Origin of the sequence: Nocardiopsis sp. NPDC006198, assembly GCF_040613895.1 — a bacterium.
Taxonomy (GTDB): domain Bacteria; phylum Actinomycetota; class Actinomycetes; order Streptosporangiales; family Streptosporangiaceae; genus Nocardiopsis; species Nocardiopsis tropica.
Genome location: NZ_JBEXSY010000023.1, coordinates 24835 through 47577 on the forward strand (window position 1 = coordinate 24835; position 22743 = coordinate 47577).

Genomic DNA, 22743 nt, shown 5'->3' on the forward strand with positions numbered 1-22743 from the left:
GAGGAACCCGCGTGCCCCGTAACGACGCAAACCCCGCCATCCCCCGACACCGGTGGCTCCGCCGAGTCCTGGTCCCCGCGGCCGCGGCGGTCCTGGGCCTGTCCCTGGTCTCGCCGCCGTCCGCCGCCGCGGAGGAGGCCGAGGCGGCCGCCTTCCAGCACTACGTGGCGCTGGGCGACTCCTTCGTCGCCGGGCCCCTGGTCCGTCAGCAGCAGGCCCAGGCCCGCGTGCCCCTGCTCGGCTGCATGCAGTCGAACCACAACTACCCCAAGATGCTCGCCGAGCGGATCGGGGTCGCCGAGCTGACCGACGCCAGCTGCTCCGGCGCGCGGATGGAGCACTTCTACGAGAACCAGTTCACCGACACGCTCCCGCAGCTCGACGCGCTGCGGCCGGAGACCGACCTGGTCACGGTCGGCATCGCGGGCAACGACTTCGGGTTCTCCGACGTGTTCGTCGAGTGCGCCAAGCGGAGCCTGGGCAACCCCCTGGGCAGCCCGTGCGCCAACTACTACGGCGACGAGCTCGACGTCCGGATCGAGGGCCTGCGCGGCGAGATCTCCCAGGTCTACGCCGACATCGCGGAGCGCAGCCCCGACGCGACGGTCCTCAGCGTGGGCTACCTCCAGCTCCTGCCGGAGAGCGGGGGCTGCTGGCCGAGCACGCCCATCGCCCGCGGGGACGTCCCGTTCCTCGACGCGGCGCAGACGTCGCTCAACGCGGTGATCAAGGAGGAGTCGGAGGCCAACGGCGCGGTGTTCGTGGACGTCCTGGAGCGGGGCAGGGACGTGTGCAAGCCCTCCGGCACCCGCTGGGTCGAGGGCCTGATCCCGGAGAACGGGGCCCCGGTGCACCCCAACCGGCTCGGTATGGAGGCGACGGCGGACTTCGTCCAGGCCGCGGTGGGCGTGCCCTCCCCGGCTCTGTGACGGAGGGTCGCCGACCCAGGGATAGGGGGTCCGTTTGCTGGTCGAATGACCGGTATATCCCCTCGGGTAAAGCAGCCTTTACCCTCCTTGGCGGCCAACTGGACCACGGAGAGTGATTTCTTCGGGTGGCTGTGTGACGAATGGTGGTGCGTCGAGGCGGAGAGATCCGCGTCACAGCGGCGCGGACGCCCCGGCGTGACTACTCACACGAGTGGAGCACCACCGTCATGCGACTACCGCGACAGCACGAGCAAAGGCAGGCCTGTCGTCCTACGGACCCGGGGCGACAGGCCTCGCCCGCCCGCCCCCGCCGGGGCGGACCGCGATCGCTCACGGCCGCCGCGCTCGCCGCGGCCTTCCTGTCCTCCGGCGCGGCCCCGGCCCTCGCCCAGCACGCGCAACCGGCGCCGACGGCCCCGGGCGCCGGCGCACCCACGAGGGTCCACCAGGCGGCGCTGCCCTCCTCCACCGTCGAGAAGGCCATCAGCGCCGCCGAGTCCAAGAAGGGCACCCCCTACGGCTGGGGCGGCACCGGACCGGACTCCTTCGACTGCTCCGGCCTCGTCCAGTGGTCGTTCGCGCAGGCCGGGGTGGATCTCCCCCGCATCGCCCACGACCAGGTACGGGAGGGGACCAGGGTCTCCTACTCCGACGCCAGGAGGGGCGACATCCTCTACTGGGCCGACGGCGGAGGGTACGCCTACCACGTCGCCATCTACCTCGGCGGCGGCCGCATGATCGACGCCCCGAAGTCCGGGGACCAGGTCCGCGAGCGGGACGTCAACCGCTACAACCTCGCCGGCGCGGTACGCCTGTGACGGGGACGGTCCCCGCGGGCGGAGCCGACGGCGGCCGCGAGCGTCCCGGGCGGTGAACCCGGGACCCCGGACACACCCGGCCGCCGGGTCAGTACCGCTTCCACCACAGGTTGACCGCGTAGTCCACCGACAGCCCGGGATGGGACCGCACGATCTCCGCGGCCAGCGCGGAGGGGAACTCGATCCGCACCACCGCCTCGAAGGCGCGGCGGTCGGTGAACGACCAGCGCATCGTCAGGGGCTCGCGGGTGAACCCGCGGGCCGCCCAGAACCGTTCCACGGCGGCCGGGTCGTACGACGGCAGCGAACGCCGGAACCAGGAGCCGAAGGTGGAGCGCGTGGCGTCGTTGTCGATCACGAACGCGACCCCGCCCCGCCGCATCACGCGGTCGAGCTCGGCCAGGCCGGGCTCGCACCCCGGACCGAAGAAGTAGGCCCAGCGCGCGTGCGCGACCTCGACGACGGAGTCGGGGACGGGCAGCCGCTGGGCCACTCCGTCCAGGACCCGGACGTGGTCCAGGCCCCGCACCCGGGCCCGGGCGGCCCCGGCCAGGGACGGGTGCGGTTCCACGCCGGTGACCCGGCTCGCCCGCGCGGCGAACGCCGGCAGGTGGTAGCCGGTGCCGCAGCCGACGTCCAGGACGTGGGCCCCGTCCATGGGGCGGACGCGGTCCATGGCCGCGCCGATCACGCCCTCGGGGTCCACCGCCCGGTTCTCCAACTCGTACGTCTGCGGGTTCCGCCAGATGTTGGGGCTGGGGATCGCGTCCCTGGGGATCATGCACCGCACACTAGCCATCCGGCCCGACCCGGCCTGCGGGTCCCCCGCCGGTCCCCGTGCCGTGTTCCCGCGATCCCGGACCGGTCGCGGCGGGCCCTCCCCCGCCCGGGCGCCGTGCGGGGGAGGGGCGGGGCGGGAGGGGGCGGAGAGGCCCGGAGGACGCGGCGCGCCGCGCTCGTCCGGGCGGAACGCACGGAGGGCCCGACAGCGCATAGTCTGGGGGTGTGAGTCCTATCCAGGTCCCAGACGCACCCGTCGTCCTGTCGTCGGCGTCGGTCTACCCGGAGAAGACCCCGGCCGCCTTCGAGATCGCGGCGAAGCTGGGGTACGACGGGGTGGAGGTCCTCGTCTCCTCCGATCCGGCCAGCCAGGACATCGACCTCCTGCGGCGCCTCTCGGACTACCACCAGATGCCCGTCACCGCCGTCCACTCGCCCTGCCTGGTCCTCACCCAGCGTGTGTGGGGCAGGGAGCCCTGGGGGAAGCTCGTCCGCTCCAAGGAGATGGCCGAGGCCCTGGGCGCGAAGACCATCGTCGTCCACCCCGCCTTCCGCTGGCAGCGCGAGTACGCGCGCGAGTTCGAGAGCGGGATCTCCCGTATGCAGGACGAGACCGACGTCGTCTTCGCGGTGGAGAACATGTACCCCGTGCGGGTCCGCGACCGCGAGGTCGTCCCCTACGCGCCGAGCTGGAACCCCCTCGACCGCGACTACCCCGACGTCACGCTCGACCTGTCGCACACCGCCATGTCCGGCTCCGACGCCATGCAGATGGCCAGGCAGCTGGGCGACCGCCTCTCGCACGTCCACGTGACGGACGGCTTCGGCGGTCAGAACCTCGACGAGCACCTCATCCCCGGCCGCGGGACCCAGCCGGTCGGCGAACTCCTGGAGTACCTGGCCGAGCGCGGCTTCGGCGGGCAGCTGGTGCTGGAGGTCAGCACCCGCAAGGCCGCCGACCGCCAGGCGCGCATGCGCGAGCTGGCCGAGGCCCTGGCCTTCACCCGCCTGCACTTCGCGCAGACCTCCTCGGCGTCCGGCCGCACGCACGACCGCCGCGAGCGCATCGCCCTCCTGCGCCGGAAGCCGTCGGCGCCGCCCCGCCGCTTCTCGGTGGACGGCGGCGGCACGGTCGACGACAAGGGCACGGTCGACCCGGGCGGGAGCTGACGCGGTCCGGCCCCGGCGGGTCCGGGGCCTGTGCGGTCCGGGGCCTGCGCGGTCCGCCGTCCACAGGCCGGGACGCGGGGTCCCCCCGGGCCGGCGGGGCCGCTAGCGTGGACGTGACCCGCAGAGAGGACTCTTCATGATCGCGATCATCGGTGCCGGGAAGATGGGCGAGGCGCTGCTCGCCGGAATGCTGGCCAAGGGCCACGCGCCGGAGGACGTCCTCGTCACCGAGCCGCGCGAGGAGCACGCGGAGGAGCTGCGCCGCCGCTACCGGGTCGAGGTGGTCTCCGCGACGGACGCGGCCAAGCGCGCGGACACGCTCCTGCTCGCCCTCAAACCCCAGGACATGGTGGCGCTGCTGGACGACCTGTCCCCGCACCTGGGCTCGGAGCGCCTGATCATCTCCGTCGCGGCCGGGATCACCACCGCCGTCCTGGAGAACCACCTGCCCGCCGGGACGCCCGTCGTCCGCGCCATGCCCAACACGCCCGCCCTGATGGGCGAGGGGATGACCGCCGTCGCGGGCGGCGCCCACACCGACGGGGCCCACCTGGACCGGGCGGAGGCGCTCCTGGCCACGGTCGGCGAGGTGATCCGGGTCGGCGAGCAGCACATGGACACGGTGACCGCCATCTCGGGCAGCGGCCCCGCGTACTTCTACTTCATCGCGGAGACGATGATCGAGGCCGGTGTCGCCATGGGGATGCCGCGCGTCACGGCGCAGAAGCTCGTCGGGCAGACCATCACCGGCGCCGCCGCCATGCTCAACGGTTCGGGGGAGCACCCGGTGGTGCTGCGCGAGGCCGTGACCTCCCCGGGCGGCACCACGGCCGCCGCGCTGCGCGAGCTGGAGCGGCACGGCGTCCGGACCGCGTTCACGGACGCCATCGAGGCGGCCCGGGACAGGAGCGGCGCGCTCTCCGGAAGCTGACGGGGCCGGAGCGGGCCCGCCGCCGTTCCCCCCCCCGGGGCGCCGGACGGCGGCCGTCCCCGCAGGTCGGCGCGGGACCCGCGGCGGTGCGGGACCGGGCCGGGCGGGACCGCCGGCCGCGCGCGGGGGAGGCGCCGGGGACGTCGGCGATCGGGGGTTGGCCGGAAACGGCCTTTCTTGACGAATCCGGACGTCGTGGTCCATGTGTACTGTGCAGGGGAAGGGGCGCGCACGCCCCTCTCTGTCTCGCCCGCGCGAGCCATCCCCCTCTCCTGCTTCCAGGGTCCTCCATGACATCTCCCCCTCCCCCGTCCGACCCCTCCCAGCCGCCGGGCGGAGGCCCGCCTTCGGGAGGCCCGCCGCACGGCGGCGCCCCCCGCGGTCCGGCGGGAGGCCCGCCCACGGGCGGCTTCCCGGCCGGAGGCCCGCCTCCGGGAGGTCCGCCGCACGGCGGCGCCCCCCGTGGTCCGATGGGAGGCCCGCCCACGGGCGGCTTCCCGGCCGGAGGCCGTCCCCAGGGCGGCGCACCCACGGGCGGCGTCCCTTCCGGGGGCGTGTACTCGGGCGGGATGCCCCCCGGCGGACCGCCCCCGGGCGGCTTTCCGCCCGGAGGCCTCCCCCCTGGCGGTCCTCCCGGCGGGATGCCTCCCGGTGGACCGCCCCCAGGCGGGATGCCCCCCGGTGGTTTCGGCGGCCCGCCTCCCCCGAAGCCTCCCCGCATGCCCGTCCTCTCCTCGCCCTCGGCGGTACGGGCCTCCCTGCTCAACGCCTCCGGCCTCGGCGCCGGGTACGCCTACCTGCGGCAGTGGCCCTTCTTCGCCGCGGCGGTCGCCGTCACCGCCGGCCTCCTGGTCACCGCCGCGGTCCTGGGCGCCGCCGACAACCTGCTGGTCTGGGCGCCGGTCCTGCTCGCCTGGTTCGCGGCGGCCGCCGTGCACGGCCTCTTCGCGGGGCGCTCCCGCGACGAGCGGGCGCTCACCCGGGGCGAGCAGCCCGCGCGGAACAGGGCGGCGCTCCTCACCGCGGGCGGCCTCGTGCTGGTCATGGCGGCCTCCGTCGCCGGCGTCTGGCAGGCGGGAGAGTGGCGGCTGCGCGTCGCCGACGCCGCCCACGCCCGGGGCGAGTGCGGCCCGTCGGAGGCCGTGGCCGCCTACGGGAGCGTCGAGGACCTCTTCCAGCTGTCCTTCTCCCCGTCGCTCATGTCCAGGGCCCGCGCGGGCGCGGAGGCGTGCGCGCTGCTGGAGCGCGCGCAGGGCGACGTCGCCTCCGGCGACTTCGGGCAGGCCCTCGACTCCTACTCGGCCTACTTCGCCCACGGTTCGTCCCGGTGGGAGGACACCGACGGCGAGATCGCGGACATCCACTTCTCCTACGCGGCCGACCTGGCCGCCACGGCGGAGGAGGGGTTCGACGGCGAGGTCACCGAGGAGTACCGCGAGAGCATGAGGCAGGCCCACGAGGTCTACAGCGTGATCCCGGTGGACTACGCGGGCACCGAGGCCGCGGGGGACGTGCCCGCCGCGCTCGCGGAGCTGTACGGGACCGGCACGGCCGAGTACGCGGCCGAGAACTGGTGCGCGGCCTTCGACCAGATCGACCTGTTCAACGACCTGTCCTGGGAGGGCGCGCCCGAGATCGCCGACCGCCTGGCCGAGGAGCGTCCGGACGCCGCGTTCAACTGCGGCTGGGAGCACGTGGAGGAGGGCCGGTTCGATCCCGCCGAGACCATGGTCGCCCTGCTCGGCGACGAGTACCCCGACCACGAGGCGGACGAGGTCGAGAGGATGGTCGTCCACATCGGCGCCGGCCGCGTCGAGGCCGAGATGGACACCCTGACCACCATCGGCGAGGTCGACTTCGCCCCGGAGCCCACCGGGGGCTCCGGAAACGGCATGACCGTCCTGGAGATCACCAACAACACGCCCTACGAGATGAGGTTCCTCTACGTCGGCCCCGACCGGGTGCACGACGAGGTCGTCACCGAGGCGTGCGAGGAGTGCGAGACCTACAGCTCGCCCCCGACCGGCAACTCGTGCTTCGACAACGGCGAGGTCATGCGCCTCGAACTCGAACCCGGCGAGTACCGGGTGCTGCTCACCTCCAACGAGGGGTTCTTCGGCGCCGCGCCGCTGCACGGCACCGTCGACTTCGGGGCCGGTGACCTGTACGAGTCCTGCTACTTCATCACCGAGTAGCCGGAGCGGCGGGAGGGCCGGTGCGCGCACCGCGGCCCCCTCCCGCCCCGGGCGGGCGGACGCCGCCCGCCCGGGCCGTTCGCCGGTCCGGCGCCCGTCCCCAGGACCCGGGGTTCGGATCGGGGCCCGGTTTTGCGTACTGTGTGCTTCGGAGCACGCACACCTGAAACGGGGGTCACCACATGGGAGGGCGCACGTCCTGCTCGCTTCGGGTGGCATGGGATGACGGACTGACGGCCTACGACTTCGGGCCCCAGCACCCGATGGCGCCGATCCGTGTCGAGCTGACGATGGCCCTCAGCCGCGAACTCGGCGTGCTGGACGCCCCGGGGGTCGGCCTCCTGGACGTGGAGCCCGCGTCCGACGAACTCCTCTCGCTGGTGCACGACCGCGCCTACATCGAGGCGGTCAAGCGCGCGGGCAGGACACTGGCGCCCGACGACACCCACCTGCTCGGCACCGCGGACAACCCCGTCTTCCCCGACATGCACGACGCCGCGGCGCTCATCACGGGCGCGTCCGTCGCCGCCGCGAGAGCGGTGTGGACGGGGGAGACCGCGCACGCCGCGAACATCGCGGGCGGCCTGCACCACGCGATGCGCAACCACGCGTGGGGCTTCTGCGTCTACAACGACCCCGCGATCGCCATCAGCTGGCTGCTGGAACAGGGCGCCAAGCGGATCGCGTACGTGGACGTGGACGTCCACCACGGCGACGGCGTGCAGAACGCGTTCTACAACGATCCCCGCGTGCTCACCATCAGCCTGCACGAGTCGCCGGTGACCCTGTTCCCCGGCACCGGGCAGGCGTCCGAGACCGGAGGCCCGGACGCGGAGGGGTACGCGGTCAACGTCGCCCTCCCGGCGGGCACCGGGGACACCGGTTGGCACCGCGCCTTCGACGCCGTCGTCCCTCCGCTGCTGCACGAGTTCCAGCCGGAGATCCTCGTGACCCAGCAGGGCTGCGACACCCACGCCCTCGATCCGCTCGCCAACCTCACCCTCAGCGTGGACGGCCAGCGGCGCGCCTACTCCGAGCTGCACAAGCTCGCGCAGAAGACGGCGGGCGGCCGGTGGCTGCTCTTCGGCGGCGGCGGCTACGGGCTGGTGCACGTGGTCCCGCGGGCCTGGACCCACCTGCTCGCCGAGGCCGCGGGCCACCCGATCGACCCGGACACCGAGACCCCGCAGAAGTGGCGCGACTTCGTGCGGGAGCGCACCGGAGAACTGGCGCCCCTCTACATGACCGACGGCCGCGAGGTCTCGTTCGCGCCCTTCGTGGACGGCTACGACCCCGGCGACGCGGTGGACCGCGCGATCCACGCCACCCGCACCGCCGTCTTCCCCAGCCACGGCATCGACCCGAGCCTCTAGCCCCCGCCGACCGGACCGCCCGCGGCCCCTCCGCACGCGTCCCCGGCCGTCCCGGACCCGGAGCGGTTCCGGCGCGGCCCGAATTCCGACCGGTTCGGACCGCCGCGCATTCCGGGATTCCGGTCCGTGGCCCGGCCCGCAGCGGCGCCCGGGAGTACGGAGGTGAATTCGTGGGGATTGCGCGTTGTACGCCGCAGGCGGGTAGGACAGAGGTTGAATACCGGGCGAACAGAGGCCGGCGTCGTGGTGGCATCACGGCGGGGCGCACGCTCGCTGCCCAGTCGAGGAAGGGGAACGCCAGGTGACGCCGCCGACACGCGCTGAACTCATCACCTATCTGGTTCGCACGGGGATCGCCGGGCACGTCGACACCCCCCGCCAGAACAACCTTCGGCACTACCGGCGGCTGGTGCAGAAGGACCCCTACCACCAGTTCGGTCTGACGTTCTCCCACGACTGGACGTTCTCCGAGGTCCTCTCCCTCATGAGCAAGCGGTGCGGCGTCGTGGGCGACGAGGAGTACGTGTGGGGCATCGACACCATCGACCCCGACCTGACCGTGGACGCCCTGGAGGCGCTGGCCGACCGGATGGCGCTGGCGGCGGAGCGCCGCGAGAGGGTCATGTTCGCCACCGGCCACCCCAGCAAACTCCGTGAGACCTACCGGGTCTGGAAGGACGCACTGGCCTCACGCGGCTGCCCGGTCGTCACCGCGGCAAGCGGATATTCGTACGAGGTGACTACCGAGAAGCCGCCCAACCGGCGGATCGTGGTCTGGAAGGACGAAGTCGCGATCGTGACGGACGGGCACCTCGCGCGTCACAGCCATCACCCCTTCGCCATGCGTGCCATTCTCGGGGACCTGGAGAACCGGGGTGAGGCATGGCCGCAGTTGGTCATCGCGGACCACGGGTTCGCGGGTGCGGCGGGGGAGGCCGGAGTGCCGACGATGGGGTTCGCGGACTGCAACGACCCCGCTCTGTTCCTGGCCGAACACGAGGGAAAGCTACTGGTCACGGTGCCTCTGGACGACGGATACCTGACCGAGGACTACGCCCCCCTGCGCGAGTACGTCCTCGCGAGGGCCGGTCTGATCTGACCAGGGCCGACCATTTATACCCACCGTTAAACCTCATCCGTCCCGTCGTCAACGTGTATCCCCGAAGACAGGACAATCGACCTTTCGCAGACGGGGTCTCGGCTCTACTCTGAAAACGGACGTGTCAGTAGTGACAGAGTGACACGCTGGCGTGGGGTTGGGACGGGCACATACCGGGGTTGCCCCTACCGCCGTAGATCACGCCGGGCTGAAGAGTGGACAATGCTCACGTCCGGGAATGAGGGCGTCGGAAGATGAACGGGAGCAAACCGCCTCTCGAAGAGGTCAGGTTCTTGACCGTGGCAGAAGTCGCCACGATCATGCGTGTGTCCAAGATGACCGTTTACCGAATGGTGCACTCGGGAGTTCTCCCCGCGATTCGCGTGGGGCGTTCCTACCGGGTTCCCGAGCGGGCCGTGCACGACTACCTCCGCGAGGCATTCGTCGAGGCTGGTTGATCCAGGGCCGAGGCCGGCCGGGGCGGCGACACGCGCGCCCCGGCCGACGCACAACCCCCGGGGGCGGTGCCCGACGGACACCGCCCCCACCGAGGTTTCCCCACCTCGCCGCAGGCCGCCCGGCACGCCGGACCGAAGGTCCCTTGTGCCGGGGCGGCCGAAGGGGCGCCAGGGCATCTACTACAATCTGTCGTTGATGTAGTCCGCCCTGTTCACCCCCGGTTCGCGAGGTTCCCTCGATGCCCAGTACCAGCTCAGGTACGCGGTCGCGCCGCGGCGTGCCGCGCCTTGCGGCGACCGCCCTGGCCGCCGCCATCGCCCTCACCGGCTGCGCCGGGGGCAACGAGATCGAGGCCGGGGGCGAGGACGACCGGTTCATCTCCGGCGACGGCAGCTCCACCACCTTCGAGGCCGCCGAGCGGGTCGAGGCGCCCGAGGTCGAGGGCACCACCCTCGACGGCGACACCGTGTCCCTCGGCGACTACGAGGGCGGCATCGTGGTCCTCAACGTCTGGGCGAGCTGGTGCGGCCCCTGCCGCGCCGAGCAGCCCGTGCTCGACGAGGTCCACGCCGAGTACGGCGACCTGGGGGTGGACTTCCTGGGCGTCAACATCAAGGACGACGAGACCGCGGCGCGGGCCTACCTCTCCGACAAGGACGTCGCCTACCCGAGCCTGTACGACCAGCCCGGCGAGGTGCCGCAGGCCTTCCGCGACACCGTCCCCCCGCGTGCGATCCCCAGCACCCTCGTCATCGACCCCGACGGCCGCATCGCGGCCCGCGTCATCGGTCCCACCACCTACGGCCAGCTCACGGAGCTGCTCAACCCCGTGGTGGTGGAGTTCGGCCTCGGCGATCCCGAGGAGCGGCCCCGGGTGGCCGACCAGGAGGCCTCCCCGGAGGACGGGGAGGCGTCCCCGGAGGAGGGCGGGGAACAGCCCTCCGACGCCCCCTCGGACGGGGACGACCGCTGATGGACGCGATCGGCACCACCGTCCTCACCGGGTCCCTCCTCGCCGCCGTCCCCCTGGCGCTCGCCGCCGGGCTCCTGTCCTTCCTGTCCCCCTGCGTGCTCCCGCTCGTGCCCGGCTACCTCTCCTACGTGACCGGCATGAGCGGCGCCGACGTGCGCGAGCGCTCCGCCGCCCGCACCGCCGGGGGAGGGGCGGCCGAGGGGGGCGCCACGGCGACGGCCGTCGCCGACGTCGACGCCGAACTCGCCACGCGCCGGTGGACCATGGTCACCGGCAGCGTCCTGTTCATCGCCGGGTTCACCCTCGTGTTCGTCGCCGTCGGCGGCTTCATCGGCTGGCTCGGCGACCTCCTCGTGGACTACACCGACCCCCTCACCCGGGTCCTCGGGGTCCTCACCATCGTCCTCGGGCTCGCCTTCATGGGCGTGATGCCCGGGTTCGGGCGCGAGTTCCGCTTCCACCGGCTGCCCCGTGCGGGCCTGGCCGGCGCGCCCCTGCTCGGGGTCCTCTTCGGCCTCGGCTGGACCCCGTGCATCGGTCCGACCCTGGCCGCCGTGCAGACCCTCGCCTTCATCGAGGGCGGCGCCGGCCGCGGCATGCTCCTGTCCCTCGTCTACTGCGTGGGCCTGGGGTTGCCCTTCGTCCTCGCCTCCCTCCTCTACCGGCGCGCCCTGACCGCCTTCGGCTGGCTCAAGCGACGCACCCGCACCGTCACCGTCATCGGCGGGGCCATGCTCGTCCTCGTCGGCCTGGCCATGGTGACCGGGCTGTGGACGCAGCTGACCGTCGCCATGCAGGGCTGGGCCGCCGACTTCCAAACGGTGATCTGATGAGTACGACGACCACGACCGACGACGACACCGGGAGCGGGTCCGGCCCGGGAGACGGGACCGGGGCCGGGGACCGGGAGGGCGGCCAGCCCAGGGGCCTGGGCCCGCTCGGCTGGCTGCGCTGGGCGTGGCGCGTCCTCACCTCGATGCGCACCGCCCTGATCCTGCTCTTCCTGCTGGCCGTCGGCGCCATCCCCGGCTCGATCCTGCCGCAGAACGTCGTGAGCGTGGACGAGGTCAACACCTACGTCCGGGAGAACCCCGAACTGGCCCCCTGGCTGGACCGGTTCTACCTGTTCGACGTGTTCTCGTCGCCCTGGTACGCGGCGATCTACCTGCTGCTGTTCGTCTCCCTCGCGGGCTGCGTCTTCCCGCGCGCCGTCGTCCACGCCCGCGCCGTGCGGGCCAGGCCGGTGCACACCCCCAGGAACCTGGGTCGGATGCCGTACGCGGCGACGTTCACGACGGGCGCCGACCCGGAGACGGTCCTCGGCCAGGCCCGCAAGGTCCTCAAGGGCTACCGGATCGAGCGCTACGGGGACTCCCTCTCCAGCGAGACCGGCTACCTGCGCGAGGCCGGGAACGTGCTGTTCCACCTCGCCCTGCTGGGGCTGCTGCTCGCGCTGGCCGCCGGATCGTTCTTCGGCTACCGGGGCAACATGCTGCTGGTGGAGGGCGACGGGTTCGCGAACACCCTGCCCTCCTACGACGCCATCTACCCCGGGCACTGGACCGACACCGACGCCCTGGAGCCCTTCACCCTGCACCTGGACGACTTCGAGGCGTCGTTCATCGAGGACGGCAACCTGCGCGGACAGGCCGAGTCCTACGTCGCCGAACTGACCTACAAGGAGTCCCCGGAGGCGGAGGAGGCCCGGCACACGCTGGAGGTCAACCACCCCCTCACCGTGGACGGCGTGCAGGTCTACCTGCTCGGCCACGGCTACGCGCCCGAGTTCGAGGTGCGCAACGCCGACGGCGAGGTCGTCTTCGACCAGGCGGTCCCGTTCCTGTTCCGGGAGACCGCGACCTTCACCTCCGACGGCGTCGTCAAGGTCCCCGACACCGGCGGGGAGGAGCTGGGCTTCGTCGGGGTGTTCCTGCCGAGCGCGGCGGAGACCCCCGAGGGCGACCTCGTCTCCGACTTCCCGGGCGCGGAGAACCCCCGGGTGACCCTGGAGGGCTACCGCGGCGACCTCGGCATGCTGGACCCGCAGTCGGTCTACCAGCTCCAGACCAGCGGCATGGAGGAGCTCGGAAGCTCCCCGGTGCTGGGGATCGGGGACAGCTGGGACCTCCCGGACGGCGCCGGGTCGATCACGTTCACCGGGTACAGCGAGTACATCAGCCTCCAGACCAACCGCGACGGCGCGCGCGTCCCGGCGCTCGCGGCGGCCACCCTGGCCGTCCTGGGCCTGGTCACCACGCTGTTCGTCCGGCCCCGCCGCGTGTGGGTGCGCGCGACCAGGGGCGCGGACGGGCGCACGCGGGTCGAGCTGTCCGGCCTCGGCAAGACCGAGGTGGCGGGCAACAACGCCGAGTTCCACGAACTCACCACAGAGCTTGCCGGACGGCTCCGGAACGACGAGTCGGACGACAACCCCCGAAATCCCCGAAGCAGCACACCATCCGACCCGCCAGAGTCGACGACAACGAGGGAGTGACCGGTGACGTACACACTCGCCGGAACGGTGGACGAGACGATGGCGTCGACCAGCGACATGTTGATCATCGCGATGATCGTCACGTACGCGGCGGCCCTGTTCCTCTTCGCCATCGAGGCCGCCTACGGAAAGCGCACCAACCTCAGGGCCGGCAAGCTCATGCCGGTGGCCGCCGGCTCAGGGAAGGGCGCCGGAGCCGCCGGAAGCGGTGACGACGACCTCGACATCGACGTCAACGTCCGCACCACCGAGGGGGAGGCGCAGGCCTCCCAGAGCAACCTCGGCCGGGTGGCGCTCGGCGTGACGACGCTCGGGTTCGTGATGGGCGTCGCCCAGATCGTCACCCGGGGCCTCGCCGCGGGCCGGTGGCCCTGGGGCAACATGTTCGAGTTCATCGTGGCGCTGTGCCTGGTCGCGGTGGGCGGGCTCCTGTACGCCTCGTTCCGCTACCAGGCGCGGTTCCTCGGGGCCTTCGTCCTGGTCCCGGTCCTGCTCCTGCTGGGCATCGGCGTCAAGTGGCTGTACGTGGACCCGGGCCCGCTGATCCCGGCCCTGCACTCCTACTGGGTGCCGATCCACGTGACCGCGACGATCATCGCGGGCGGCGCGTTCATGGTGTCCGGCGTCGCGGGCGTCACCTACCTGGTGTCGCACCGCGCGGAGGCCAGGCGCGCCCTGGGACAGAAGGTCGCGGGCATCGCGGGGCGCCTGCCCAGCCCGGAGCTGCTGGACCGCATCTCGCACCGGTTCATCCTGTTCGCGTTCCCGCTGTGGACGTTCGGCATCATCGCCGGCTCCATCTGGGCGGACGAGGCGTGGGGCCGCTTCTGGGGCTGGGACCCCAAGGAGGTGTGGTCGTTCATCTCCTGGGTGATCTACGCCGCCTACCTGCACGCCCGTGCCACGGGCGGCTGGCGCGGCCCCAAGGCCACCTGGATCAACGTGCTGGGCTTCCTGACCATCCTGTTCAACTTCTTCGCCGTGAACTACATGTTCAGCGGCCTGCACTCCTACGCCTGACCCGGGCTGCGCACGGCGGCGGGGACCCCTCGGGTCCCCGCCGTCAGCCGTTGCGGCCCCGCGCGAAGGGCCTGCCGGAGGTCCCGGCCGAGGCCTGTCGGGGCCTGCCGGAGGGCCCTCGCGGCGGTCCGGCGAGCGGGACCTCTGCCGGGGCGGTCGGGGGCGCTCCGGGGCGGCGGTCCGGCGCCGGGGCGGTCCGGCTCCGGGGCGGTCAGGGGCGGGACACGGCGCCCCGGGGCGGCGCCGTGGACTCCCGGACGACGAGGCGGGTGTCCAGGGTGACGGTCCCGGGGTCCTCCCCCGTGGTCACCCGGTGGACCAGCAGGTCGATGCCCCCGCGCCCGGCGGCCACGACCGGCATGTCCACGGTGGTGAGGGCCGGACGGCAGTGCCGGGCGATGTGGGTGTTGTCCACGCCGACCACGCTGAGGTCCCCGGGCACCGACAGCCCCAGGGCCTCCACCTCCCGGATCAGGCCCAGCGCCACGAGGTCGTTGTAGGCGAGCACGGCGGTCGCCGGGCCCGACGCCACCTCGGCGGCGGCGGACGCCCCGCCCTCCTCGGTGGGAGGGTTCGGCCCGACGGGGTGCAGCCCGGCGCCGTGGCGCGCGGCGGCCTCCTCCGCGGCCCCCCGTATCCGCTGGGCGGTCCAGGACGCGCTCGGCCCGGTCAGCACGGCGATGTCCCTGTGCCCCAGGGCGACCAGGTGGTCCACGGCCTGCCGGGTGCCCGAGGCCACGTCCATCAGCACGCAGGGCAGCCCCCTGACCCGGCGGTTGACGACGACGAAGGGCACGTCGCGGCCGAGCTCGGCGATCACGCGCCCGCTGAGCCGCGAGGCGACGAGCAGCGCGCCGTCCACCTGCTTGGCCATGGAGCGCACCAGTTCCTCCTCCACCCGCGCCCGTTCGTCGGTGTCGGCCACGAACACGTGGTAGTCGCGTTCGCGCGCCTGCGCCTGGGCGGCCTTGATCAGCGGCGGGAAGAACGGGTTGGCGATGTCGGCGACGATCACCCCGAGGTTCGCGGTCCGCCGCGTGGAGAGGGCCCTCGCGGCGCGGTTGGGGCGGTAGCCGAGCCGCTCCGCCGCCGCCATGACACGGGTCCGCGTCACCGCGTTGACCATGTGGGCGGCGGAGAAGGCCCGGGAGACGGTGGAGACGTGGACCCCGCTCTCCCGCGCGACGTCCCTGATGGTGACGGCCACCCGGGGCCTCCGTTCCGTGGATGTTCCGATGTGCTCCGCTGGGACCCGAGGGTACGGCAACCGGTTGCGGAGCGGCAGGGTGCGGGCCGGGCTGCCGTCGCCGGGTTTTCCGGGGTTTTCCACGGAGAAGGCGGGGCGGAAGGGTTGACGTGGACGGGGGAGTCGGGAGATGTTCATGCAAACGTTTGCAGCCGGGTGCCGACCAGTACCCGGTATCCCCCCACCAGGAGCACGAACATGCGCAGGCTCATACTCCCCCTGGCCGCGGCGGTGGCGCTGACCGCCGTGCCGGCCACCTCCGCGAACGCCGCCCCCGACATCGGCCGGGAGGTCCTGGCCGACGGTGACGGATGGGGGTCCGCCGGGGCCGGGACCACCGGCGGGTCCGCGGCGGCGCCGGAGCACGTCGTCACCGTCTCCACCCTGGAGGAGTTCCGCGAGGCGGTCTCCGGCGACCACCCGAAGATCGTCCGCGTGGAGGGCACCGTCGACGCCAACACGGCGCCGGACGGCACCCCGATCGCGTGCGAGGACTACGCGGTCGACGGCTACACCCTGGAGGGCTACCTGGCCGCCTACGACCCCGCTGTGTGGGGGTGGGAGGACCCGTCCGGCCCGCTGGAGGAGGCCCGCGCCGCCTCGCAGGACGTGCAGGCCGAGCAGATCCGGGTCCGCGTCGGCTCCAACACCACGGTGGTCGGCGCGGGCGACGACGCCGTCATCTCCGGCATGAACCTCCTGGTCCACAACGTGGACAACGTCATCCTGCGCAACCTCTCCTTCTCCGACACCCACGACTGCTTCCCCGGGTGGGACCCCGCCGACGGCGGGACCGGCAACTGGAACTCGGAGTACGACCACGTGGAGGTCTCCGGGGCCACCAACGTGTGGGTGGACCACAACACGTTCGACGACGGGGACAACCCCGGGGCGGAGCTGCCCGACCACTTCGGCCGCAAGTACGAGGTGCACGACGGGCTGCTGGACATCGTCCGCGGGTCCGACCTGGTCACGGTCTCGTGGAACGACTTCGTCGAACGGGACAAGGCGATGCTGCTCGGCAACAGCGACAGCCGGACCACGGACCGGGGACGGCTCCGGGTGACCTACCACCACAACCACTTCGACGGGCTCGGGCAGAGGGCGCCGCGCGTGCGCTACGGCCAGGTGCACGTGTACAACAACCACTACACCGTGCGGGGCGGGCTCTACCAGTACAGCCTGGGCGTCGGGGTGGAGTCCCACGTCCACGCGGAGAACAACGTGTTCGACCTGCACGACGGGATCGGGGTGGAGGAGGTCCTGTACAACTGGGGCGGCGACGACATCGTCGAGCACGGCAACGCGGTGATGCGCGACGGCCGGGGGCGGCTGACCCGGGTCGACCTGGTGGAGGCCTACAACGCGGCCAACCCCGGCATGGAGCTGGGCACCGCCGGCACCTGGGTCCCCGAGTTCGCCCCGGACGTGGAGCCGGTGCACGCGCTGCGCGGGCTGCCGCGGAAGGTGGGGGCCGGGCTGCTCTGAACCGGGGCGGGCCGGGGGTCCGCCGTGAGCCCCTGACATGACGGTGGGGCCGTGCTCCGAGGAGTGCGGCCCCACCGTTGTGTTCACGCCTGTCGTGCCCCGCCTGCCGGGGCGGCCCTGTTCCACGCGGTCCGTCGGCGAGGTTCACCCGGGCGGGCCGGCGGCGAGGGGCCGGCGGGCCCCTTCTCCGACCGATCCGGCGAGGAGAACCTATTCTTCCGGGTCGATGCGCCGTTTGAGGCGTCGCAGGAACTCGGGGTCGTCATCGGGTCCGAGCGGGTGCGGGCTGTCGGAGGGCTTGGCGAAGTCGGACGGGTCAAGGTCGTCGGCCGACGCGGCTTGCGCCGGGGAGGGCGGGCTTCCGTCCACGGGGACCGCCCGGCGCGGGCGGCCGAGGAAGAGCCACAGGATCGAACCGACGGGCATGAACAGCGCGATGACGATCATCCAGAGGACCTTGGGCAGGTTCCGGACCTCTTGCGCAGGGGTGGTCAGCGCGTCGAAGAACGCGTACACCCAGAGAACGATCGATACGAGCGTGATCAGGCCACCAAGCCACACCATGGTTCCAGCCTACTCTTGCTGTCGACTCCTCACGGTCGGGACACCGAGCCAGGGCTGCGGGAGACCCCGCGGAGTCCGAATGTCCGGGGCCGAAGGGGTGAGGGGCGTTACCTCGCTCTCAGGGGGTGCTCTCGCTCGGCTCCCCGAGGAGGAGGGCACGCACCTCGGACTCGCGGAACCGGCGGTGGCCGCCGGGGGTGCGAATACTGCTGATCCGCCCGGAGGCGGCCCAGCGCGTGACGGTCTTGGGATCAACCCGGAAGAGTGAGGCCACTTCCCCGGGGGTCAACAGGCGTTCGCTTGCTCGTTCCACCTTCACATTCCCCCAATCGTGCCCGCCTCGGACTGTGGGGGCGGCGGGCGTTTGATCCCCTAGTGTGCACGAGTTGGTCCGTTTCCTCCCTAGTTTTCGGAGAAATTGCGGTGATGGGGGGAGGAGTACCGGATATGTGACCGGAACGTGATGTTCGGGCCCTGCTGTCGGGATTGGAAACATCCCATGACTATGTGAATCCAGTGGCCTGTGTGGTCCCGTCGCCATTGCGGCGGGGGACACGCCGCCCCGGTGCCCGCTGCGCCCGACACGCCCTTAACCTGGTGGTGAGGACGTGCGGGAGCCACCCGTTCGGTCCTGTTCGGGGACCCGGTACCGCCCGGGCCACATGTGTGGACCCGGTCGTCTCGTGTGCTGATGGGCGTAGCGACCAATCTAGACCAGGTAATCATCTGTTGTGAGGCTTTTTCATGCGTAGCTGGCTGACCTATACCGCCGCCCGGGTGGGACTCTTCCTGGCGGCCTTCGGAGTGGTCTACCTATTCGGTGCCCGGTCGTGGGTCGCGCTCATCCTGGCGTGGCTGGTCAGCGGCCTCGCGTCCTATGTTCTGCTGTCCCGGCTGCGCGACCAGCTGTCGGCCCGGACCGTCGAGCGCCTGGAGAGCCGCCGGGGCGTCAACGTGGGAGACCGCCTGTCCGGAGGGGCCTCCCGTGAGGACGACCTCCAGGACGCGGCCGCGTCCGAGCCGGCCGGGACGCCCGCCGACGCGGCCCCCGAGGAGGCCGGTGCCGGGAACGCCGCCGGGAGCGCGGACGCCGACGCGAAGCGGGACGAGGGCGCGGCCGCCGCGTCCAAGGACACCTGACGAACACCTGACGGACGCCCGTCCGGACGTCGGCCGCCCCACCCGGCCGCCTCGCCCAGGGGGCCCGCCTCCGGCCGTCCCCTCGGGCTCTCCCCCGGGACGGGGGAGAGGCCCCGCCGAACGGCGGGGCCTCCCTGCGGCAGGGTCCCGAGGGCGGGACCCGAGGGCGGGACCCGGTCCTCCTGCCCAGGACGTCCGCCCCGGACCGCCGCCCCGGACCGCCGCCCTCAGGCCAGCGGGAACATGCCGAGGCGCGCGTGGTACTCGCCGGCGAGGCGTTCGGTGTCGCTTCCCACGTACAGCCCGTCCGACGTGGCGTGCAGGGCCTCCGCGCCGTGCCCGCGCGCGCGTCCCGGGTTCCACGCCAGCGCGCGTCCCGTCCGCGGGTCCACGGCGCCGATGCCCTCCCGCTCCACCGACCCCGGTCCGGGGTTCAGCTCGCCCTTCTCGTTGTCCATCCAGCGCTGGTGCCCGCCCACGTACACGGCCGACTCGGTGACCTCCACCGAGTACAGGGAGTCGCCCCCGGTCTTGTTGCTCCACGTGGGCTGGGAGTCGGCCTTGTCGGTGTTCTCGAACCGGCTGGTCGACTTGCACAGGCCGGGCTTGACCTTGGGCCCGCCCCCGGTCACGACGGCGAAGTACGAGCCGTCGGGGGAGAACGCCATCTGCCGCATGTACGTGTGGATCCGCTCGTAGTCGCACGGGGCCTCGTAGGCGGACGTGGACCACGGAGTGACGAAGGCTTCCGCGGTGTCGATCATGGCGATCTGGTAGCGGTTCTTGTCGTCCACCTTCGTGAACGTCCCGTTGATGGCGAGCCGTCGGCCGTCCGGGCTCAGGGCCAGCTCCTGCACGCGCAGGCTGCCGCGGCGCGGCTCGGCGAGGCGCGGCGCGAAGTTGCGGTCCACCTCGCCGGTCCGGAGGTCGAGGCGGGCCAGGCCCGTGCGCTCGGCGCCGCTCACCCCCGTGAAGTTCCCGCCCACGTAGAGGCGGGCCCCGTCGGTGGCCAGACGGTTGGTCGCGCCGTCGTCGAGGACGGCGTCGAACTCCGACACGGGGCCGCCGTCGGCGAGGGACAGCCGCGCCAGCCCCCGGGAGGGCTTGCCGTCGACGGCGGTGAACCGGCCGCCGACGACCACGCTGTCGTTCGGCCCGGGGGCGAGCGAGGTGACCATCGCGCTGACGTCCGGCTCGAAGTCGCGGATGATCTGCCCGGTCCCGTGCTCGAAGGCGAAGAGGTTGCGGAGGGTGTGCTCATCGCCGTCGACCTCGGCGACCCTGGTGAACTCACCCCCGACGAGGACCGTGTTCCCGATCCTCAGGATGTCCTTGACCGTCCCGTCCAGGACGTGCGGGGTCCACTGGACGGGCTGCTCGCCGACCACGCCCCGGTGCGCGGCGTGCGCGGCCGGGGCAGTCACCGCGATGCCGACGGGGAGCAGGAGCATGGTGCTCATCGTCAGCGCGACGAACGAACGGCTGGGTTTCACGGAGGATTCTCCTTGGTGTGCGGACCTGCTTGTCGGGCGGGAGGCCGGACGGCCGGGGGGTGTCCGCATTCTTTCAAAGAGTCGCGTGAAAATCACACACAGTGATCATGTTGGCTCTGTCCGTGCCGTCAGGCCCGGGGCGCCGCGGCGAGGTGGCGCAGCTGGGCCGCCACGGCCTCGGCCGCCCTCTGACGGGTCGCCTCGGCGGGAGCGGGGTACCAGATCGCGCGGGCCCCGGCCTCTCCCAGCGGTTCCCCCCGCAGGGGGCCGGCCAGCGCGTGCTCCTCCCCGGCCCGCCGCACCCCGTCGGGGCCCAGGGCCATGCCGACCGGGGCGGCCAGCCCGTGCCAGCGCGGCTCGAAGGTGACGTCGCGGCGACCGCGAGCCCGGCGCACGTGGAGCACGTCCAGAAGGTTCTCCGCCGCCAGGGCCTCCACCAGGCCGGGGAGGGCCCCCAGGGGCAGCGCCCCCTCGTCCTCGAACCCGACCGCCAGGGAGATGCGCTCCACCGCCCTCTCCCCGTCCGGGGCCCACGAGACGCGGGCGCCGCCCGTGAAGGGGGGACCGGCGTCCTGGTGCCCGGAGAACTGGAGCACGGCCGTCCGCGGGGCGCGGTGGCGCACGAGCCGCACGAGCCGCTCCCGGTCCCACGGCGCGAGCGCCGGCTCGTGCGGCCCCCAGCCCGCGGGGAGCACCCCGGCCAGGTGTCCGGTGACGAGCTCGACCGCCCGGCCGAGGGGCGGTGCGAAGGACGCGCCGTGCCGGACCGCCAGGTCGACCAGCAGGTGCGCGCCCAGCGGAGAGATGTCGAGGAACCCGGCCGCGGGCTCGGGAGCGCTCCCGCCCCGGCAGTCGGGAACGTACCCGTGCACCCGGTCCCAGCGGAGCGGGAGGCCGCTGACCCCGTCGAACTGGCCGCCCTCCCCGTCCAGCACCACCCACCGGGCCATCGGCTGCGTGATCAGGGAGCGCAGTCCGTGGGTGAGCCGCGACGACCTGGGGGTGAGCACCTGGAGGACCGTGCCCCGGAGCGCGTTGGCCGACACGGCGTCGGTGATCCAGGAGGACAGCGGGACGACCTCGCGGTCCTGGGCGACGACGAACGCCTCCTCGGCCTCGAACTCGACGGCCGGGTGCCCGGTCTCCTCCCACAGCGAGAAGTCGCCCGGGCCCGAGGTCCACACACCCCCGCCCAGGCGCAGGGCGAGGCCGTCGGCGACGCGGTGCGCCGCCTCGCGCCCCGCGGCGTCGGGCCGCGCCCGCACCTCGGCCCACCAACAGGTGTCGGGCAGGTTGACGGCGGCCTCGGCGCCGAGCAGACGGGAGACCTCGCCCCGCGACTCGACCAGCTGGGCGGGTTCGAGGGTGGCCAGGACGCGGGCCTCGGCGTCCCGCAACTGGACGACTCCGCCGTCCAGGGGGCGCACCGCGAGGTCGGCCCCCGCGTCGCGGAGCGAGTGGGCGACCGCGACCATGCCGGGTTCCGCCGCCAGCAGTGCGACCACGTCGTAGCTCAACGGTTCTCCTTGGCGATGCCGCCGGAGGGACGGCGGGGTCGGGTTCGGCGTGACCGGGCGAAACGGGAGGGGTGTCCGGGTCCGGACCCGGACGGGGGCACGGTCGGCGCCGGGTGGCTGGTGGCTCGGTGCTGGTGGCTCGGCATGCGTGCGTGCGGGGGCCTGCGGGGCGGGGAAGCGTGGGAGCGGACGTCGTGGGGCCCGTCCCTCCGGTGGGGAACCGGTAGAGGGGGCCTGCGGTCAAGGGGTATCCGGAACTCCGTGCCAGTACGAACCTCTTCCGCGAGGGAGAGGTCACACATTGTCGTGGTGCATCGGCATAATACGCACAACGCGCCCCAGGGGGCGGCGGTTCCGACGGACCTGGGCAGGGTGACCGGTACATGAGATTCGAGCTGGTAGAAGTCCCGGGCGCGCTCGGGGAACCCGCGGGCGACCTCCCGCGCGGCGACGTCCCGCCGATGCGCGTCCCCGTCGCGCACGAGATCGTGGCCGTGCGCATGCGCGAGCGCACCGGGGAGCTGCGGACACGTCTGACCAGCATCATCGAGGCGGTGCGCCCCGCCCTGAATCGCATGGATGCGAGCATCGTCCGCTCCGAGCGCGAGTTGGCCGATACCGGCCACGATTCGACTGCCGAACCGCCCCAGAACTTCCGGGGCGACCGCTTCTCCGCCCGGGAAGGCGGTGACCGGTGAGCGCGTGGGACATCGACGCCCCCTCCGTCGGGACGGTGCTCAACGAGGTGCTGGGCAAGGTCGGCGACGGCAGCGGCGACGCGCTCGACGGCGCCCTGACCACCACCGGCGACGAGATCATGAACGCCGCCACGGCGGCGTGCAGCGGACCGGTCGAGGGGGAGCTGTATTACTTCCTCGAACACGTCGGCGCCCTCGCGGAGGAGATGGTCGAACGGGCCGGCTCCGCACTGGAGGGGTGCGCCCTGGCGGTGGACGCCTACCTCGTCGGTGACCTGGAGATGGCGGAGGAGGCCCAGGCCAACGCCACGTATGTCGAGAACCCCATGAACGCTCCGCACTGACCCGCGCCGGTC

The 22743-nt window shown here is 72.8% G+C and carries 22 protein-coding genes; 16 read left to right on the plus strand and 6 right to left on the minus strand.

From position 1 onward, the window contains the following. Window positions 1-38: 38 nt before the first annotated feature. Window positions 39-929 (plus strand): SGNH/GDSL hydrolase family protein, encoded by an 891-nt coding sequence (locus tag ABZ234_RS17425; RefSeq protein ID WP_355012801.1) that lies wholly within the window; start codon window positions 39-41, stop codon window positions 927-929. A gap of 227 nt (window positions 930-1156) precedes the next feature. Beyond that, on the plus strand, window positions 1157-1747 hold the full coding sequence (locus ABZ234_RS17430; protein WP_355012755.1) for a C40 family peptidase: 591 nt from the start codon (window positions 1157-1159) through the stop codon (window positions 1745-1747). Window positions 1748-1835: 88 nt separating this feature from the next. Here ABZ234_RS17430 and ABZ234_RS17435 read toward each other — a convergent pair whose 3' ends face one another. Then, window positions 1836-2528 (minus strand): class I SAM-dependent methyltransferase, encoded by a 693-nt coding sequence (locus ABZ234_RS17435; protein WP_355012756.1) that lies wholly within the window; start codon window positions 2526-2528, stop codon window positions 1836-1838. A gap of 224 nt (window positions 2529-2752) precedes the next feature. Here ABZ234_RS17435 and ABZ234_RS17440 point away from each other — a divergent pair, with 224 nt between their 5' ends. From ABZ234_RS17440 to ccsB, 10 genes are all read left to right on the plus strand, one after another. Continuing rightward, window positions 2753-3697, plus strand: a complete 945-nt coding sequence (locus tag ABZ234_RS17440; RefSeq protein ID WP_267946837.1) for a sugar phosphate isomerase/epimerase — start codon at window positions 2753-2755, stop codon at window positions 3695-3697. Between the two features lie 136 nt (window positions 3698-3833). Beyond that, a complete protein-coding gene (gene proC, locus ABZ234_RS17445) occupies window positions 3834-4628 on the plus strand; it encodes a pyrroline-5-carboxylate reductase (protein WP_267946836.1) in 795 nt (264 codons plus the stop codon). Window positions 4629-5299: 671 nt separating this feature from the next. Beyond that, window positions 5300-6823, plus strand: a complete 1524-nt coding sequence (locus ABZ234_RS17450) for a DUF1109 domain-containing protein (RefSeq protein ID WP_267946835.1) — start codon at window positions 5300-5302, stop codon at window positions 6821-6823. Between the two features lie 212 nt (window positions 6824-7035). After that, a complete protein-coding gene (locus tag ABZ234_RS17455) occupies window positions 7036-8196 on the plus strand; it encodes an acetoin utilization protein AcuC (protein WP_267946834.1) in 1161 nt (386 codons plus the stop codon). A 301-nt stretch (window positions 8197-8497) separates the two neighbouring features. Then, entirely contained in the window at window positions 8498-9295 is a 798-nt protein-coding gene (locus tag ABZ234_RS17460; RefSeq protein ID WP_267946833.1) for a phosphatase, read from the plus strand. 254 nt (window positions 9296-9549) lie between these two features. Continuing rightward, window positions 9550-9753 carry a helix-turn-helix domain-containing protein gene (locus ABZ234_RS17465; protein ID WP_013155995.1) on the plus strand — a complete coding sequence of 68 codons (204 nt, stop codon included), beginning with the start codon at window positions 9550-9552 and terminating at the stop codon, window positions 9751-9753. 239 nt (window positions 9754-9992) lie between these two features. After that, window positions 9993-10727, plus strand: a complete 735-nt coding sequence (locus ABZ234_RS17470) for a TlpA disulfide reductase family protein (RefSeq protein WP_355012757.1) — start codon at window positions 9993-9995, stop codon at window positions 10725-10727. Then, the gene (locus tag ABZ234_RS17475; RefSeq protein ID WP_355012758.1) at window positions 10727-11557 is read left to right on the plus strand and encodes a cytochrome c biogenesis protein CcdA; all 831 of its coding nucleotides are present in this window, start codon (window positions 10727-10729) and stop codon (window positions 11555-11557) included. Before ABZ234_RS17470 ends, ABZ234_RS17475 begins: the two co-directional genes overlap by 1 nt. Further along, window positions 11557-13221, plus strand: a complete 1665-nt coding sequence (locus tag ABZ234_RS17480; protein WP_355012759.1) for a cytochrome c biogenesis protein ResB — start codon at window positions 11557-11559, stop codon at window positions 13219-13221. The genes ABZ234_RS17475 and ABZ234_RS17480 overlap by 1 nt, the downstream gene beginning before the upstream one ends. Window positions 13222-13224: 3 nt before the next feature. After that, on the plus strand, window positions 13225-14241 hold the full coding sequence (ccsB, locus tag ABZ234_RS17485; RefSeq protein ID WP_355012760.1) for a c-type cytochrome biogenesis protein CcsB: 1017 nt from the start codon (window positions 13225-13227) through the stop codon (window positions 14239-14241). A 211-nt stretch (window positions 14242-14452) separates the two neighbouring features. Here the strand turns inward: ccsB and ABZ234_RS17490 are convergent, their stop codons facing one another. After that, window positions 14453-15448: a LacI family DNA-binding transcriptional regulator gene (locus tag ABZ234_RS17490; RefSeq protein ID WP_355012761.1), complete on the minus strand. Its 996-nt coding sequence runs from the start codon at window positions 15446-15448 to the stop codon at window positions 14453-14455. A 237-nt stretch (window positions 15449-15685) separates the two neighbouring features. Here ABZ234_RS17490 and ABZ234_RS17495 point away from each other — a divergent pair, with 237 nt between their 5' ends. Next, window positions 15686-16975 carry a pectate lyase gene (locus ABZ234_RS17495; RefSeq protein WP_355012762.1) on the plus strand — a complete coding sequence of 430 codons (1290 nt, stop codon included), beginning with the start codon at window positions 15686-15688 and terminating at the stop codon, window positions 16973-16975. A 210-nt stretch (window positions 16976-17185) separates the two neighbouring features. Here the strand turns inward: ABZ234_RS17495 and ABZ234_RS17500 are convergent, their stop codons facing one another. Both ABZ234_RS17500 and ABZ234_RS17505 read right to left on the minus strand, forming a co-directional pair. Continuing rightward, the gene (locus ABZ234_RS17500; protein WP_267946826.1) at window positions 17186-17539 is read right to left on the minus strand and encodes a PLD nuclease N-terminal domain-containing protein; all 354 of its coding nucleotides are present in this window, start codon (window positions 17537-17539) and stop codon (window positions 17186-17188) included. 118 nt (window positions 17540-17657) lie between these two features. Continuing rightward, window positions 17658-17858 carry a BldC family transcriptional regulator gene (locus ABZ234_RS17505; protein WP_017535950.1) on the minus strand — a complete coding sequence of 67 codons (201 nt, stop codon included), beginning with the start codon at window positions 17856-17858 and terminating at the stop codon, window positions 17658-17660. Window positions 17859-18283: 425 nt separating this feature from the next. Between ABZ234_RS17505 and ABZ234_RS17510 the strand changes: the two genes are divergently transcribed. After that, a complete protein-coding gene (locus ABZ234_RS17510) occupies window positions 18284-18679 on the plus strand; it encodes a DUF4229 domain-containing protein (protein WP_355012763.1) in 396 nt (131 codons plus the stop codon). A gap of 227 nt (window positions 18680-18906) precedes the next feature. Here the strand turns inward: ABZ234_RS17510 and ABZ234_RS17515 are convergent, their stop codons facing one another. Further along, a complete protein-coding gene (locus ABZ234_RS17515) occupies window positions 18907-20172 on the minus strand; it encodes a hypothetical protein (RefSeq protein ID WP_355012764.1) in 1266 nt (421 codons plus the stop codon). Window positions 20173-20300: 128 nt separating this feature from the next. Continuing rightward, window positions 20301-21689, minus strand: a complete 1389-nt coding sequence (locus tag ABZ234_RS17520; protein WP_344177120.1) for a DUF6177 family protein — start codon at window positions 21687-21689, stop codon at window positions 20301-20303. 383 nt (window positions 21690-22072) lie between these two features. Here ABZ234_RS17520 and ABZ234_RS17525 point away from each other — a divergent pair, with 383 nt between their 5' ends. Both ABZ234_RS17525 and ABZ234_RS17530 read left to right on the plus strand, forming a co-directional pair. Beyond that, on the plus strand, window positions 22073-22387 hold the full coding sequence (locus ABZ234_RS17525) for a hypothetical protein (RefSeq protein WP_344177122.1): 315 nt from the start codon (window positions 22073-22075) through the stop codon (window positions 22385-22387). Next, window positions 22384-22731, plus strand: a complete 348-nt coding sequence (locus tag ABZ234_RS17530) for a DUF6507 family protein (protein ID WP_344177124.1) — start codon at window positions 22384-22386, stop codon at window positions 22729-22731. Before ABZ234_RS17525 ends, ABZ234_RS17530 begins: the two co-directional genes overlap by 4 nt. Window positions 22732-22743 lie beyond the last annotated feature (12 nt).

Coding starts and splice junctions, on each gene's coding strand:
- ABZ234_RS17480 (WP_355012759.1), top strand. CDS start 11,557: ATGAGTACGACGACCACGACCGACGACGACACCGGGAGCGGGTCCGGC.
- ABZ234_RS17475 (WP_355012758.1), top strand. CDS start 10,727: ATGGACGCGATCGGCACCACCGTCCTCACCGGGTCCCTCCTCGCCGCC.
- ABZ234_RS17465 (WP_013155995.1), top strand. CDS start 9,550: ATGAACGGGAGCAAACCGCCTCTCGAAGAGGTCAGGTTCTTGACCGTG.
- ABZ234_RS17510 (WP_355012763.1), top strand. CDS start 18,284: ATGCGTAGCTGGCTGACCTATACCGCCGCCCGGGTGGGACTCTTCCTG.
- ABZ234_RS17430 (WP_355012755.1), top strand. CDS start 1,157: ATGCGACTACCGCGACAGCACGAGCAAAGGCAGGCCTGTCGTCCTACG.
- ABZ234_RS17470 (WP_355012757.1), top strand. CDS start 9,993: ATGCCCAGTACCAGCTCAGGTACGCGGTCGCGCCGCGGCGTGCCGCGC.
- ABZ234_RS17495 (WP_355012762.1), top strand. CDS start 15,686: ATGCGCAGGCTCATACTCCCCCTGGCCGCGGCGGTGGCGCTGACCGCC.
- proC (WP_267946836.1), top strand. CDS start 3,834: ATGATCGCGATCATCGGTGCCGGGAAGATGGGCGAGGCGCTGCTCGCC.
- ABZ234_RS17450 (WP_267946835.1), top strand. CDS start 5,300: ATGCCCCCCGGTGGTTTCGGCGGCCCGCCTCCCCCGAAGCCTCCCCGC.
- ABZ234_RS17525 (WP_344177122.1), top strand. CDS start 22,073: ATGAGATTCGAGCTGGTAGAAGTCCCGGGCGCGCTCGGGGAACCCGCG.
- ABZ234_RS17500 (WP_267946826.1), bottom strand. CDS start 17,539: ATGGTGTGGCTTGGTGGCCTGATCACGCTCGTATCGATCGTTCTCTGG.
- ABZ234_RS17435 (WP_355012756.1), bottom strand. CDS start 2,528: ATGATCCCCAGGGACGCGATCCCCAGCCCCAACATCTGGCGGAACCCG.